Origin of the sequence: Nonomuraea sp. ATR24, from assembly GCF_041950485.1 — a bacterium.
In the GTDB taxonomy this organism is placed as follows: domain Bacteria; phylum Actinomycetota; class Actinomycetes; order Streptosporangiales; family Streptosporangiaceae; genus Nonomuraea; species Nonomuraea ceibae.
Map to the genome: position 1 here is coordinate 85920 of NZ_JBGNUU010000005.1, position 12986 is coordinate 98905.

Sequence of the window (12986 nt, forward strand, 5' to 3'; positions counted from 1 at the left end):
AGAGGAATGGAACCGTGTCCACACCTGTGCACACCCGCATGGACGCACGCGCCTGGGGCGTGCTCCTCGTCCTGGCGGGAGCCGTCTTCCTGGAAGGGATCGACGTGGCCATGCTGAACGTGGCCCTGCCGTCGATCCGGGCCGACCTGGGCCTGTCCACCGGCACGCTCAGCGGTGTCGTCAGCGCGTACGTGCTCGGCTACGGCGGATTCATGCTGCTGGGCGGCCGGGCGGCCGACCTGCTGGGCCGGCGCCGGATGTTCCTGTTCTGGCTGGCCGTCTTCCTGGCCTTCTCCGGCCTGGGCGGATTCGCGACCGAGGGGTGGATGCTGCTCGTCGCCCGGTTCGTGACCGGTGTCGCCGCCGCGTTCATGGCCCCGGCCGGGCTGTCGCTGATCACCGGCACCTTCCCGGAGGGCCCGCAGCGCACCAAGGCGCTCGGCGTGTACGCCGGGACGGCGGCGGGCGGCTTCTCGCTCGGCCTGGTCGCCGGCGGGCTGCTGACCTCGATCGGGTGGCGCTGGGTGTTCTTCGCACCGGTGATCATGGCGGCGGTGATCCTGGCCGCCGCCATGATCCTGATCAAGGAGACGCCGGCGCCCGGGCGGCCCGCGGGCGGCTTCGACCTGGCCGGCGCGTTCAGCATCACCGGCGCCATGCTGCTGCTGGTCTACGGCGTGGTCCGGCTGGAGCACCCGGGTGACGGCCTGGCGGGCACGCTCGGCGTGTTCGGCGCCGGGTTCCTGCTGCTGGTGGCCTTCGTGCTGATCGAGCGGCGAGCCGCCGACCCCCTGGTGCGGCTGGGCATCCTGCGCTCCGGGCCGCTGGTGCGGGCCAACCTGGGCGCGCTGCTGTTCCTGGCGTCGTTCGCCGGGTTCCAGTTCGTCGCCACCCTCTACCTCCAGGAGGTGCGCGGCTGGAGCAGCCTGCAGACGGGGCTGGCCATGCTGGTGATCGGCATGGACACCGTCCTGGCCCCGACGCTCACCCCGAGGCTGGTCAACCGCTTCGGCAACGCCCGCGTGCTGTTCGGCGGGCTGGTGGTGGCCGCGCTCGGCTACGCGCTGTTCCTGCCGATCGGCATGGACTGGACGTACGCGGCGATGCTGCCGACCATGCTGCTGCTCGGGCTGGCGTTCTCGCTGGCGTACGGGCCGCTGACCATGGCGGCCACCGACGGCGTCGCCGAGCACGAGCACGGCCTGGCGAGCGGGCTGCTCTACACGGCCTTCCAGTTCGGCACCGCGCTCGGGCTGTCGGCGGTGACCGCCGTGAGCGTGGCGGCGCTCGGCGGCGCGGCCACGCCGGAGGCGGCGCTGGACTCGCTCCGGCTCGCCCTGCTCGTCCCGGTGGGGGCGGCGGTCGCGGGCGTGGTGATCGCGGCCTTCGGGCTCCGGCGCCGCGCCGGCGTCCGGCCCGCCACGGCGCCGGCCTGAACCCGGCGTGCCGGTCAGGCCATGCCGCCGTTGCTCTTCAGGAGCTGGCCGTTGATCCAGCCGCCCTGCGGCGAGCAGAGGAACTCCACCAGGTGGGCGGTGTCCTGCGGGGTGCCCAGGCGGCCGAGCGGCGTGGCGTCCAGGCAGGCGTCACGCACCTCGTCCGACATCCAGCCGGTGTCGACCGGGCCGGGGTTGACGACGTTGGCGGTGATCCCGAGGTGGGCGAACTCGTGGGTGGCCGCCAGCGTGATCCGGTCGAGGGCTCCCTTGCTGGCGCCGTAGGGCAGGTTGTGCACGGTGTGGTCGCTGGTCAGGCTGATGATGCGGCCGGTGCCGTGCGCGCCGCGGAAGCGGCGGCCGTACTCGCGGACGAGCAGCCAGGTGGCGCGGGCGTTGACGGCGAAGTGCCGGTCGAAGCTCTCGACGGTGGTGTCGAGCAGGCCGGAGTCGACTGACTCGCAGTGGCACATCACCAGCGCGGTGACCGGGCCCAGGCGTTCGGCGGCGTCGAAGATCCGGGCGGCGGCCTCAGGGTCGGCGAGGTCGGCCTCGACCGCCACGGTGGCCGCGCCGCGTCCGGTCAGCTCCCGGTCGATCTCCTCGGTCGCGCCCGGCTCGACGCCCCAGGCCATGCGTTCGTCGTACGGGTGCCAGTACGTGAAGGCGAGGTCCCAGCCGGCGTCGGCCAGGCGCAGGGCGATGCCGGCGCCGATGCCGGTGGTGCGCCCCACCCCGGTCACCAGGGCGAGCGGGCGTTCAGCGGTCATGAACCCGATCGTTTCGGGCGCCCCCGGCACCCGGCAACCGGTTTTACCGGCCGCCGTATGGATGGGCGGCGGCTGATCGTTCACAGTGGCAGCATGCACACTTCCACGGAGCTTCTGCTGACGCGCTTCCTCGCGGAGGTCGGGCCGGTCGTGCCGCTCGTGGCGCTGTGGGCGCACGGGTCGCTGGCCAGGGGCGACTACCAGCCGGGCCGGAGCGATCTGGACCTGGTCGCCGTGGTGGAGAGGCCGCTCACCGACGCGGAGCGCGGCCGGCTGGAGGCGCTTCACCAGGGGCTCGACCTGCCGCTGGCCGGGCAGTTGCACTGCTCCTACCTGCCGGTGGCGCGGCTGGCCGATCCGGGCGAGCGGCACGTGACGTGGGCGATGGCGGAGCTGTTCGAGCGGCCGGTCACCGCCGTCACCCGCCGCGAGCTGCTGACGGGGGCGCTGGAGCTGTACGGGGAGCCGCCGGACGCGCTGATCCCGCCGGTGTCCGACGGCGAGCTGGCCGACTTCGTCCGGGCGGATCTGCGTGACTTCTGGCTGGTCAAGCTCGGCGGGCGGCGTCGCTGGCTGCGCGAGGTGTGGGTGGACCTCGGCATGGTGACGGTGGCGCGGGCGACGGTGACTTTGCGGGACGGGCGGCTGATCACCAAGCGGGAGGCGCTCGACGTGCTGGCCGAGCTGGGCGCGCCGGACGTGGTGGTGGCCGACATCCGCGCCAGGCGGTACGGGACGCCGCCGCCGGTGCTGAGCCGGTTCCGCAGGGCGAAGCTGGCCCGGCGGTTCATCCGGGACGCGATCACGCGGACCGCCAGGGATAACCTGGGCGAAAACACCGCAATGACACCGCAATGAGGGGATATCGCCACCCATGGGGGAGATCAGGAACGCGTACGTGACGGCGGCCGCTTCGGCGGCGGCGCTGCTGCGGGACCCCGCCGTCGCGGCGGCCTGGGACAAGCCGAGCGCGCTGACCGAGTTCAGCGTCGGCGGGCTGGCCGGGCACCTGGCGCAGCAGCTCGTGCGCGTCGACGGCGCGCTGGCGAGCGAGGGTGCCGGGGAGCCGATCCGGCTGCTGGAGCACTACACGCGCTCCCCGTGGGTGCAGGAGGGCCTCGACCACGAGAGCAACGTGAACATCAGGCGCGGCGGCGAGCAGGCCGCCGCCCGTGGGGCCGAGGCCCTGGCGGCGTCCACGGAGGACCTGCTCGACCGGCAGCGGGCCGCGCTCGCGGCGGAGCCCGCCGACCGGGTGATCGACCTGCCGAACTGGTCGCTGCTGCTGGACGACTTCCTGCTGACCCGGCTGATCGAGCTCGTGGTGCACGCCGACGACCTGGCCGCCAGCGTCGGGGTGCCGACTCCCGAGCTGCCGCCGCAGGTCGTGGAGCCGGTCGTCGAGATGCTGGCGCGGCTGGCCGTGCACCGGCACGGCGCGACCGCGGTGATCCGCACGCTGAGCAGGGCCGAGAGGGCTCCGGCGGCGATCAGCGCCTTCTAGTGGAATGAAACGTTCTGTTCTGCTATTCTGAGATCAGAACGTTCCGTTCCGCATCGCTAGAAGGAGCATGCCATGACTTTCCTCGTCACCGGAGCCACCGGGACCGTCGGCCGCCTCGTCGTGGAGGAGCTCCTGCGCGCCGGCCACAGCGTCCGGGCCCTGACCAGGGACGCCGCCAAGGCCGATCTGCCCGAGGGCGTCGAGGTCGTCGAGGGCGACCTGGCCAGGCCCGAGACGCTGGCCGCCGCGTTCGACGGCGTCGAGGCCGCGCACCTGATCAACTTCGCCGGCGACGACTACGCGCCCCTCCAGCACGGCGACCGCATCGCCGCGCTGGCGGCCGAGGCCGGGGTGAAGCGGGTGACCGTGCTCGGTGGGCGCGCCGACGGCGCGCTGGAGCAGGCCCTGGCCGCCACCGGCATGGAGTGGACGCTGCTGCACCCGGTCGAGTTCATGTCCAACACGCTCAAGTGGTGGACGCACTCCGTCAGGAGCGAGGGCGTCGTGCGCGAGCCGTTCGGCGACCGGCTCAGCGCGATGGTGCACGAGCGCGACATCGCCGCCGTGGCCGCGACCGTGCTGGCCGAGGGCGGGCACGGCGGCGAGAGCCTGACGCTGACCGGCCCCGCCGCCGTCACCACCGCCGAGAAGGTCCGGCTGCTGGGCGAGGCCCTCGGCGCCGAGATCCGCTTCGTCGAGCTGACCGAGGACGAGGCCCGCGCCCAGTGGCGCTCGTTCGGCATGGGCGAGGAGACGATCGCGTTCCTCATCGACGCCCTCGGCAACACCCCGGACGTCGGCAAGACCGTGGTCCCGACCGTCGAGCAGGTCACCGGCAGGCCCGCCCGGAGCTTCGCCGAGTGGGCCGCCGAGAACGCGGCGGCCTTTCAGCCCGTGGCGTCCGCGTAGTAGCAGGCCGCCTGCGCGGCGGCCGAGGCGGGCAGGATGTCGAGCAGTTCACCCCTGCACCGGGCGTCCACGCCGGCCTCGGCCGCCTTGCCGGAGGCGAGCACCTGGCAGCGGGCGTGGAAGCGGCAGCCGCCCGGGATGCGGGTCGGGTCCGGCGGCTCGCCCGTCAGCACCACCCGTTCGGGCGACTCGGGCAGCACCGACAGCAGCGCCTGCGTGTAGGGGTGGCGCGGCGCCGTCAGCACCTGCTCGACCGGCCCCGACTCGACGATCCGGCCCAGGTACATCACCGCCACCCGGTCGGCGATGTTCCACGCCAGGCCCAGGTCGTGGGTGACGACCAGCGCCGACAATCCCAGCTCGTCGCGGAGCTTGAGCATCAGCGCCAGGATCTCGCCGCGCACCGAGGCGTCCAGCGAGGCCACCGGCTCGTCGGCGATCAGCACCTTCGGGTTCAGCGCCAGCGCACCGGCGATCACCACGCGCTGCCGCTGCCCGCCGGACAGCTCGTGCGGGTAGCGCAGCAGGAACCGCTCCGGCGGGCGCAGCCCGGCCCGCGACAGCGCCGAGTTCACGATGTCGGCCTCGTCGGGCAGGCCGTGGATGCGCGGCCCCTCGGCCACCGCCTCGTAGACGGTGTGCCGCGGGTTGAGCGAGCCCGTCGGGTCCTGGAGGACGAGCTGCACCTGCCTGCGGTATTCCTTCAGCGCCTTCGAGCCGTACTTCAGCGGCCGGCCGTCGAAGTGGACGGTGCCCGCCGTGGGCTTCTCCAGGCCGAGCAGGGTGCGGGCGAGCGTCGTCTTGCCGCAGCCGGACTCCCCGACCAGCGCCACGATCTCGCCCTCGCCGACCGCGAGGTTCACGCCGTCGACCGCGCGGGCCCGCCGCCCGCGCGAGGCGAACTCCACGCGCAGGTCACGGGCTTCGAGCAGGGTGCGGCGGGCCGTGCTCACGGTCTCCGCCGGTGCTTCGGTCTCGGTCATGATGCCTCCTCCTTCGCCCGTACGTGCACGCAGGCGGCGCTGCGGCGGTCACCGGCGGGCCACAGCTCGACGTCGAGCGACGAGCACTCCTCCAGCGCGATCGGGCAGCGCGGGTGGAAGGCGCAGCCGGACGGCAGATGCATGGGGTCGGGCGGGTCGCCGCCGAGCCCCTTGGGCGCCAGCCGGGAGACCGGGTCGCCGACCGTGGGGAACGCCGCCGCCAGCGCCCTGCTGTAGGGGTGCTTGGCGTCGTGGAACACCTCGCGCGACGGGCCGTGCTCGACGACGCGGCCCGCGTACATGACCGCGAGCTGCCCGCACACGTCGGCGAGGACCGACAGGTCGTGCGAGATCATGATGAGGGAGATGTCGTGCTCGGCGACCAGGTCCTTGATCAGCGTCAGCACCTGGGCCTGGACCATCACGTCGAGCGCGGTCGTCGGCTCGTCGGCGATGATCAGCTTGGGCGAGCAGGCGAGCGCCATCGCGATCATCACGCGCTGGCGCTGCCCGCCGGACAGCTCGTGCGGGTAGCTCTGCGCCCGCCAGGCGGGCATGCCCACCTGGCCGAGCAGCTCGGCCACCCGCTTGTCCGCCTGGTCGGGCTTGGCCAGGCCGTGCACCAGCATCGGCTCGGCGATCTGCTCGCCGATCCGGCGCACCGGGTTGAGCCCGTGCTGCGCGCCCTGGAACACGATCGAGGCCTCCGCCCAGCGCACGGCGCGCAGCCGGCCCCACTTCATGGTCAGCACGTCCTCGCCGCCGAGCAGGATCCGGCCGCCGACGCGCGCGTCCCGCGGCAGCAGCCGCAGCAGCGCCATGGCCAGCGTCGACTTGCCGGACCCCGACTCGCCGGCGACCCCGAGCGCGGCGCCGCTGTCGAGCGACAGCGACACCCCGCGCACGGCGGGGACCTCGCCGGAGGCGATCCGGTACGTCACCGAGACGTCGTCCAGTTCGAGGAGGGTCATGCGCCCGCCTTCCGCAGTCGCGGGTTGAGCACGGCCTCCAGCGCCCGGCCGCACAGCGTGAACGCCATGACGACCGCGACGATGCACAGGCCGGGGATCAGGATGTACCACCAGGCGCCCGCGGTGGCCGCGCCCCAGTCGTAGGAGCCGCGCAGCATCGTGCCCCACGAGGTCTTGTTCGCGCTGACGCCGAGGAAGGCCAGCGTGGACTCGGTGACGATGGCGCTGGCGACCTCCAGCGTGGTGCTGGCCAGCAGCAGCGGCGCCACGTTCGGCAGCACGTGCCGGGTGGTGACGTGCCAGTGGCCGGCGCCGAGCGCCTTGGAGCGCTCGATGTACGGCCGGGCCTCGACGGCCAGCGTCTGGGCGCGGATCAGCCGGGCGGTCGTCGGCCAGGTGGTGACGCCGATCGCCATGATGATCGTGAACGTGCTGCCGCCCATGATGGCCGCCAGCACCAGGGCCGTGACCAGCGAGGGCAGCACCAGGAACCAGTCGGTCACCCGCAGGATGACCGCGCTGACCCAGCCGCGGAAGTGCCCGGCGGCGATGCCGAGCACGGTGCCGATCAGCATGCTGACCAGCGCCGCGAGGAAGCCGATGAGCAGCGACGTGCGCGAGCCCCACCACACCATGAGCAGGATCGAGCGGCCCGACTCGTCGGTGCCGAACGGGAACTCCAGGCTGGGCGGCTGCATCGGCTTGCCGGGGGCGTTGACGACGCCGGTGACGCTCTGGTCGATGAACAGCGGCGCGACCACGGCCAGCAGCGCGGCGACGACCAGGATGACCAGGCCCACGACGCCGGCCCGCTGCCTGCTGAAGTCCTTCCAGAACCGGGTCAGCGACTGCCGCCTGCGTGCCGACGCGACGCTCATGCCGACCTCACCCTCGGGTCGAGGATGTGGTAGATCACGTCGGCCAGCGTGTTCATGATGATCACGGCGACCGTGATGAGCATGAACGTGCCCTGCATCAGCGTGAAGTCAGGCACCCTGACCGCCTCGTAGAAGAGCTGCCCGAGGCCGGGCCAGCTGAAGATGGTCTCCACCGTGACCGCGCCGCCCACGACGAAGCCGACGCGCATGAACACCAGCGTGACCGTCGGGAGCAGCGCGTTGGGCACCGCGTGCCGCCGCCGCACGTCGTCGTCGCGCAGGCCCTTGGCCCGGGCGGTGGTGATGTAGTCCTGGCCCACCTCGTCGAGCAGGGACGAGCGCATGACCAGCAGGTACTGGGCGTAGACCACGCCGACCAGGGTGATGACGGGCAGCACCATGTGGTGCGCGACGTCGAGCACGTAGCCGAACCCGTCGGGCGCGTCGACGCTCTGGATGCCCCGCGACGGGAAGATCTTGAGGTAGGCGCCGAACACCAGCAGCAGGAGCAGCCCGAGCCAGAACGTCGGCACCGACCACAGCACCAGCGAGGTGCCGGTGGAGAACCGGTCGAACCGGCTGCCGTGGCGCCACCCGGCCCGCATGCCCTGCCAGATGCCGAGGCTGACCGCGACCGCGAGGCCGACGCCCGCCAGCAGCAGCGTGGCGCCGATCCGGTCCCCGATGAGGTCGAGCACCGGGCGCTTGTACTCGTAGGACATGCCGAGGTCGAAGCGGAGCGTGTCGCCCAGGAAGTTGAGGAACTGGTTGATCAGCGGCTCGTCGAGGCCGAGCCTGCGGCGTTCCATGTCCAGTTGCTCGGGGGTCATGTTGCGTCCCTGGGCCAGGGCCCGTACGGGATCTCCCGGGAGCAGCCGGAACAGGAAGAACGTTCCGATGATCACCATGGCGATGCTGAACAACGCCCCGCCGGCCTTCGACAGCGCGTAGCGCAGGATGCCGTGGCGGGCGGGGCGATGGTCCTCAGCGGGGCCCGCCGCCTGGGAGGCGGCGGGTTCCACTGCTTCGAGAGGTGCTGTCATTCTCGGTCGTCCGCGGCACTCTTACGCCGCCTGGTGAGGAAGAAGGCTCCGAGGCCGATGACCACCACGGCCCCGACCACGCCGGCGATCAGGCCGGTGTTGGAGCCGCCCTCGGCCTCGGCGGCGGCCGGCTCGACGGCCTCCAGCGAGTAGAACGGCCAGAAGCTGCTGGCGCCGTACAGGATGCCGTCCTGCTCGGGCACCGAGGTGACGCTCTTGATGCGGTCCTTGCGGTAGCCCTCGAGGTCGTTGGTGTAGTAGATCGCGATCACCGGGGCGTCGGTGTAGAGGCGCTCCTGCATCTGCTTGATCAGCTCGGCGCGCTTGGGCCGGTCGAGCTCCTTGAGCTGCTCCTGGTAGAGCTTCTCGAAGGTCTCGTCGCAGTAGAACGACTCGGTGCCGCCGCCCTCGCCGGACGGGGTCGGCCGGCGGCTGCACAGGTGCGTCGCCAGGACCTCCTCCGGGTCGGGGTTGACCGACCAGCCGCTGATCGCGATGTCGAACAGGCCGGTGACGCCGGTCTCCTCGGTGAACTTGCTGGAGTCGAGCTTCTTGGTGGTCAGCGTGATGCCGATCTCCTTGAAGAACCCGGTCAGGTATTCGGCGAGCTTGTCCTCGATCGGGGTGTCGGTGTGGATGCTGAAGCGGAACTCCAGCTTGCGGTCACCGTCGGGCATCGTGCGGACGCCGTCGGCGCCCTTCTTGTAGCCGGCCTCGTCGAGGATCTGGTTGGCCTTGGCCGGGTCGTAGGTGACCTTGGTGTCGCCGCTCGCCTCCCAGAAGAAGTCCGTGTACATGGGCGGCACGATCGAGCCGTGGGCGGGCTTGGCCAGGCCGTTCTGCACCTCGGCGACGAGCTTGTCCTTGTCGATGGCGTAGTGCAGCGCCTGGCGGACCTTCTGGTCCTTCAGCGCCGGGTGACCGTCGCCGACGGGCTTGTCGTCGGTGGTGGTGGCGCCGTGGTTGATCTGCAGGTAGTTGGCGCGGCGGCCCTGCTGGTTCCACTGGACGATGTTGGGGTCGCCCTTGAGCGCCTCGAACTCCGGCGGGTTGAGCCGGCCGATCAGGTCGATCTCGCCGTTCTTCAGGCCGACGATCGAGGCCGCGGGGTTGTCGTAGAAGATGACCTGAAGCTCGTCGATCTTGGGGGCGCCCCGCCAGTAGTTGGGGTTGGCCTTGAGCTTGACGTACTGGTCCTTCTTGTGCTCGACGGCGATGTACGGGCCGCTGACCACGGCCGGGTACTGGTCGCCGGAGAACTGGCCGAGGTCGGTGACCTTCTCCCACACATGCTTGGGCATGATCGGGATCGGGTTCTCCAGCATCGAGGCCTGCGGGGCCTTGAGCTTGATGACCAGGTCCTGGCCGTTGGCCGTGACGCTCTCGAAGTTCTCGACGGCGGGGCCGTTGGCGGTCTTGGCCGCGTCGTCGGTCATGATCTTGTTGAACGTCCAGGCGGCGTCCTCGGCGGTGACCGGCTGGCCGTCGGACCACTTCGTCTGGCGGATCTTGAACGTCCAGGTGAGGCCGTCCTCGGACGTGGTCCACGACTCGGCCAGGTCGGGGCTCGGCTTGAGCGTCTTGGAGTCGGGCACCGTGAGGAACCCGTACATCCAGCGGTGGATCGAGGTGGAGACCAGGCGGACCGCGAGGAAGGGGTTCATCGAGTCGACGGCCTGGGTGGCGCCCACACGTACGATCTTCTTCCCCGCCGCAGGGTCCTGCGCTAGGGCCGCCTGGCCCTGACCGGCTACCAACAGCGCGACGCCCAGCACAGCCAGGCGCGCGAGCCATTTCCTCATGAGTGCCTCACCTTCAGGCGGGGGGTTATCTGTGTAGAGCACGGCACACCATAGGAACGTCGCATGTCAACGAGTGGCGGAGAATTGTTTCATCTTCGTTTCCTTGCGCGGTGTAAATTTTCAGCGGGCTTCGGTGACCGCGCCCGACTCCACCCGCAGCCGGCGATCGACGTGCACGGCGTCGAGCATCCGGCGGTCGTGCGTGACCAGCAGCAGGGTGCCCGGATAGCTCGCCAGCGCCGACTCCAGCTGCTCGATGGCGGGCAGGTCGAGATGGTTGGTCGGCTCGTCGAGCACGAGCAGGTTAACACCCCTGGCCTGCAACAACGCCAGCGCGGCCCGGGTGCGCTCGCCGGGTGACAGCGTGGCCGCCGAGCGCAGCACGTGCCCGGCCTTGAGCCCGAACTTGGCCAGCAGGGTCCGCACGTCGGCCGGCATCAGCTCCGGCACGTGCGTGGCGAACGCGTCGAGCAGCGCCTCCTCGCCCTCGAACAGCCCGCGCGCCTGGTCGACCTCGCCGACGACGACGCCGGGGCCGAGCGCGGCGTGCCCCTCGTCCAGCTCGGTCCGGCCGAGCAGGGCGGCCAGCAGCGTGGTCTTGCCCGCGCCGTTGGGCCCGGTGATCGCGACCCGCTCCGCCCAGCCGATCTCCAGGTCGACCGGGCCGAGCGTGAACGTGCCGCGCCGGACCACCGCGCCGCGCAGCGTCGCCACGACCGCGCCGGAGCGGGGCGCGGCGGCGATCTCCATCCGCAGCTCCCACTCCTTGCGCGGCTCCTCGACGACGTCCAGCCGCTCGATCATCTTGTCGGTCTGGCGGGCCTTGGCCGCCTGCTTCTCGGTGGCCTCGACGCGGGCGTTGCGGCCGATCTTGTCGTTGTCGGGCATCTTGCGGCGGGCGTTCTTGACGCCCTTCTCCATCCACGCCCGCTGGGTGCGGGCGCGGGCCTCCAGCTGGGCGCGGGTCTCCGCGTACTCCTCGTACTGCTCCCTGGCGTGCCGCCTGGCGACCTCGCGCTCGTCCAGGTACGCCTGGTAGCCGCCGCCGTAGAGGTGGATCTGCTGCTGGGCCAGGTCCAGCTCCAGGACCTTGGTGACGGTCCTGGCCAGGAACTCGCGGTCGTGGCTGACCAGCACGGTGCCGGCGCGCAGCCCGTTGACGAAGCCCTCCAGCCGGTCGAGGCCGTCGAGGTCCAGGTCGTTGGTCGGCTCGTCGAGCAGGAACAGGTCGTAGCGGCTGAGCAGCAGCGACGCCAGCCCGGCGCGGGCCGCCTGGCCGCCGGACAGCGAGGTCATGAGCTGGTCCAGGCCGACCGTCAGCCCGATCGTCTCGGTGCGCTCCTCCAGGTCGGCGCCGCCGAGCGACAGCCACCGCTCCAGGGCCACGCTGTAGGCGTCGTCGGCGCCGGGCGCCTGCTCGACCAGACCCTGCGTGGCGGCGTCGAGCTCGCGCTGCGCCTGGGCCACGCCGGTGCGCCGGGCCAGGAACTCCCTGACCGTCTCGCCCGGCCTGCGGTCGGGCTCCTGCGGCAGGTGGCCGACGGTGGCCGTGGCCGGGCTGAGCCGGATCGTGCCCTGCTCGGGCCGGTCGATCCCGGCCAGCATGCGCAGCAGCGTGGACTTGCCCGCGCCGTTGGCCCCCACGAGCCCGATCACGTCGCCGGGGGCCACCACGACATCCAGCCCGGAGAACAGCACCCGCTCCCCGTGTCCGGCCGCCAGATCCCGCACCACCATGGTCGCACTCATGTGGGCCGATGCTACTAGTGTGTGCCCGGTGTCCCGTTTGCCCGTCGCCCTCGCCGCGCTGGTCACCATAGGTCTGGGCCTCGGCGTGCGCATGCTGTGGGACGGCCCGGTCCCCAAGTACGCCGGCGACGCGCTCTACACGGTGCTGATCTACCTGCTCGTGCTGCTGGCCCTGCCCCGCGTCCGCCCCTGGGCCGCCGCCCTGGTGTCGGCAGGGCTGAGCTGGGCGATCGAGTTCGCCCAGCTCGCGGGCATCCCTGCGATGCTGCGCCCGCTGCTCGGCAGCACCTTCAACCCGCCCGACCTGCTCTGGTACGCGATCGGCGCGGCCCTGGCGTGGGCCGGTCACACCTGGGCGTATAGATCGCGGCCTGCGGGATAGGGGGCAGGCATGGACAAGACCATCGCGTTCCTCGTGGCACCCGAAGGCGTCGAGCAGGTGGAGCTCACCGAGCCGTGGAAGGCCGTCAAGCAGGCCGGCGGCACGCCCAAGCTGGTCTCCACCAGCGCGGGCCAGGTCCAGGGCTTCAACCACCTCGACAAGGCCGACACGTTCGCCGTGGACGCCACGGTGGAGGAGGTGTCGCCCGCCGACTTCGACGGCCTCGTGCTGCCCGGCGGCGTCGCCAACCCCGACTTCCTGCGCACCGTGCCGCAGGCCGTCGCGTTCGCCAAGGGCTTCTTCGACGCCGGCAAGCCGGTGGCCGCCATCTGCCACGCGCCGTGGACGCTCATCGAGGCCGACGTGGTGCGCGGCCGTACGGTCACCTCGTGGCCGAGCCTGCAGACGGACCTGCGCAACGCCGGAGCCACCTGGGAGGACCGGGAGGTCGTCGTGTGCACCGGCGGCCCGAACAAGCTGGTCACCAGCCGCAAACCGGACGATCTGAAGGCGTTCTGCCAGGCCACGGTCGACGCGTTCGGCTGACGAGATCGAAACT

At 71.7% G+C, this 12986-nt stretch carries 13 protein-coding genes; 6 read left to right on the plus strand and 7 right to left on the minus strand.

What is annotated here, in order from left to right:
* Positions 1–14: 14 nt before the first annotated feature.
* A complete protein-coding gene (locus ACBI99_RS14540; protein ID WP_357584465.1) occupies positions 15–1436 on the plus strand; it encodes an MFS transporter in 1422 nt (473 codons plus the stop codon).
* Between the two features lie 14 nt (positions 1437–1450).
* On the opposite strand, the gene ACBI99_RS14545 is transcribed toward ACBI99_RS14540, so the two are convergent.
* Positions 1451–2206, minus strand: coding sequence for an SDR family oxidoreductase (locus tag ACBI99_RS14545; protein ID WP_219511808.1), 756 nt, complete (start codon positions 2204–2206; stop codon positions 1451–1453).
* Between the two features lie 93 nt (positions 2207–2299).
* Here ACBI99_RS14545 and ACBI99_RS14550 point away from each other — a divergent pair, with 93 nt between their 5' ends.
* The 3 genes from ACBI99_RS14550 to ACBI99_RS14560 all read left to right on the plus strand — a co-directional run bounded on the left by ACBI99_RS14550 (position 2300) and on the right by ACBI99_RS14560 (position 4619).
* Positions 2300–3064, plus strand: a complete 765-nt coding sequence (locus tag ACBI99_RS14550) for a nucleotidyltransferase domain-containing protein (RefSeq protein ID WP_219511806.1) — start codon at positions 2300–2302, stop codon at positions 3062–3064.
* A gap of 16 nt (positions 3065–3080) precedes the next feature.
* On the plus strand, positions 3081–3710 hold the full coding sequence (locus ACBI99_RS14555) for a maleylpyruvate isomerase N-terminal domain-containing protein (RefSeq protein WP_219511804.1): 630 nt from the start codon (positions 3081–3083) through the stop codon (positions 3708–3710).
* A 72-nt stretch (positions 3711–3782) separates the two neighbouring features.
* A complete protein-coding gene (locus ACBI99_RS14560; protein WP_375072488.1) occupies positions 3783–4619 on the plus strand; it encodes an NAD(P)H-binding protein in 837 nt (278 codons plus the stop codon).
* On the opposite strand, the gene ACBI99_RS14565 is transcribed toward ACBI99_RS14560, so the two are convergent.
* From ACBI99_RS14565 to ACBI99_RS14590, 6 genes are all read right to left on the minus strand, one after another.
* The gene (locus tag ACBI99_RS14565; protein ID WP_364167518.1) at positions 4598–5602 is read right to left on the minus strand and encodes an ABC transporter ATP-binding protein; all 1005 of its coding nucleotides are present in this window, start codon (positions 5600–5602) and stop codon (positions 4598–4600) included. The two genes, ACBI99_RS14560 and ACBI99_RS14565, sit on opposite strands and share 22 nt — an antisense overlap.
* Complete coding sequence (locus ACBI99_RS14570) at positions 5599–6573, minus strand: ABC transporter ATP-binding protein (protein ID WP_219511798.1); 975 nt, start codon at positions 6571–6573, stop codon at positions 5599–5601. Before ACBI99_RS14570 ends, ACBI99_RS14565 begins: the two co-directional genes overlap by 4 nt.
* The gene (locus tag ACBI99_RS14575; protein WP_219511796.1) at positions 6570–7451 is read right to left on the minus strand and encodes an ABC transporter permease; all 882 of its coding nucleotides are present in this window, start codon (positions 7449–7451) and stop codon (positions 6570–6572) included. The genes ACBI99_RS14570 and ACBI99_RS14575 overlap by 4 nt, the downstream gene beginning before the upstream one ends.
* The gene (locus tag ACBI99_RS14580; protein WP_219511794.1) at positions 7448–8494 is read right to left on the minus strand and encodes an ABC transporter permease; all 1047 of its coding nucleotides are present in this window, start codon (positions 8492–8494) and stop codon (positions 7448–7450) included. The genes ACBI99_RS14575 and ACBI99_RS14580 overlap by 4 nt, the downstream gene beginning before the upstream one ends.
* A complete protein-coding gene (locus ACBI99_RS14585) occupies positions 8491–10296 on the minus strand; it encodes an ABC transporter substrate-binding protein (protein ID WP_219511791.1) in 1806 nt (601 codons plus the stop codon). Before ACBI99_RS14585 ends, ACBI99_RS14580 begins: the two co-directional genes overlap by 4 nt.
* Before the next feature lie 120 nt (positions 10297–10416).
* On the minus strand, positions 10417–12045 hold the full coding sequence (locus ACBI99_RS14590) for an ABC-F family ATP-binding cassette domain-containing protein (RefSeq protein WP_357584471.1): 1629 nt from the start codon (positions 12043–12045) through the stop codon (positions 10417–10419).
* Between the two features lie 28 nt (positions 12046–12073).
* Here ACBI99_RS14590 and ACBI99_RS14595 point away from each other — a divergent pair, with 28 nt between their 5' ends.
* Both ACBI99_RS14595 and ACBI99_RS14600 read left to right on the plus strand, forming a co-directional pair.
* Positions 12074–12427 carry a DUF2809 domain-containing protein gene (locus ACBI99_RS14595; RefSeq protein WP_357584473.1) on the plus strand — a complete coding sequence of 118 codons (354 nt, stop codon included), beginning with the start codon at positions 12074–12076 and terminating at the stop codon, positions 12425–12427.
* Between the two features lie 9 nt (positions 12428–12436).
* On the plus strand, positions 12437–12973 hold the full coding sequence (locus ACBI99_RS14600; protein ID WP_357584475.1) for a type 1 glutamine amidotransferase domain-containing protein: 537 nt from the start codon (positions 12437–12439) through the stop codon (positions 12971–12973).
* Positions 12974–12986: the final 13 nt, after the last annotated feature.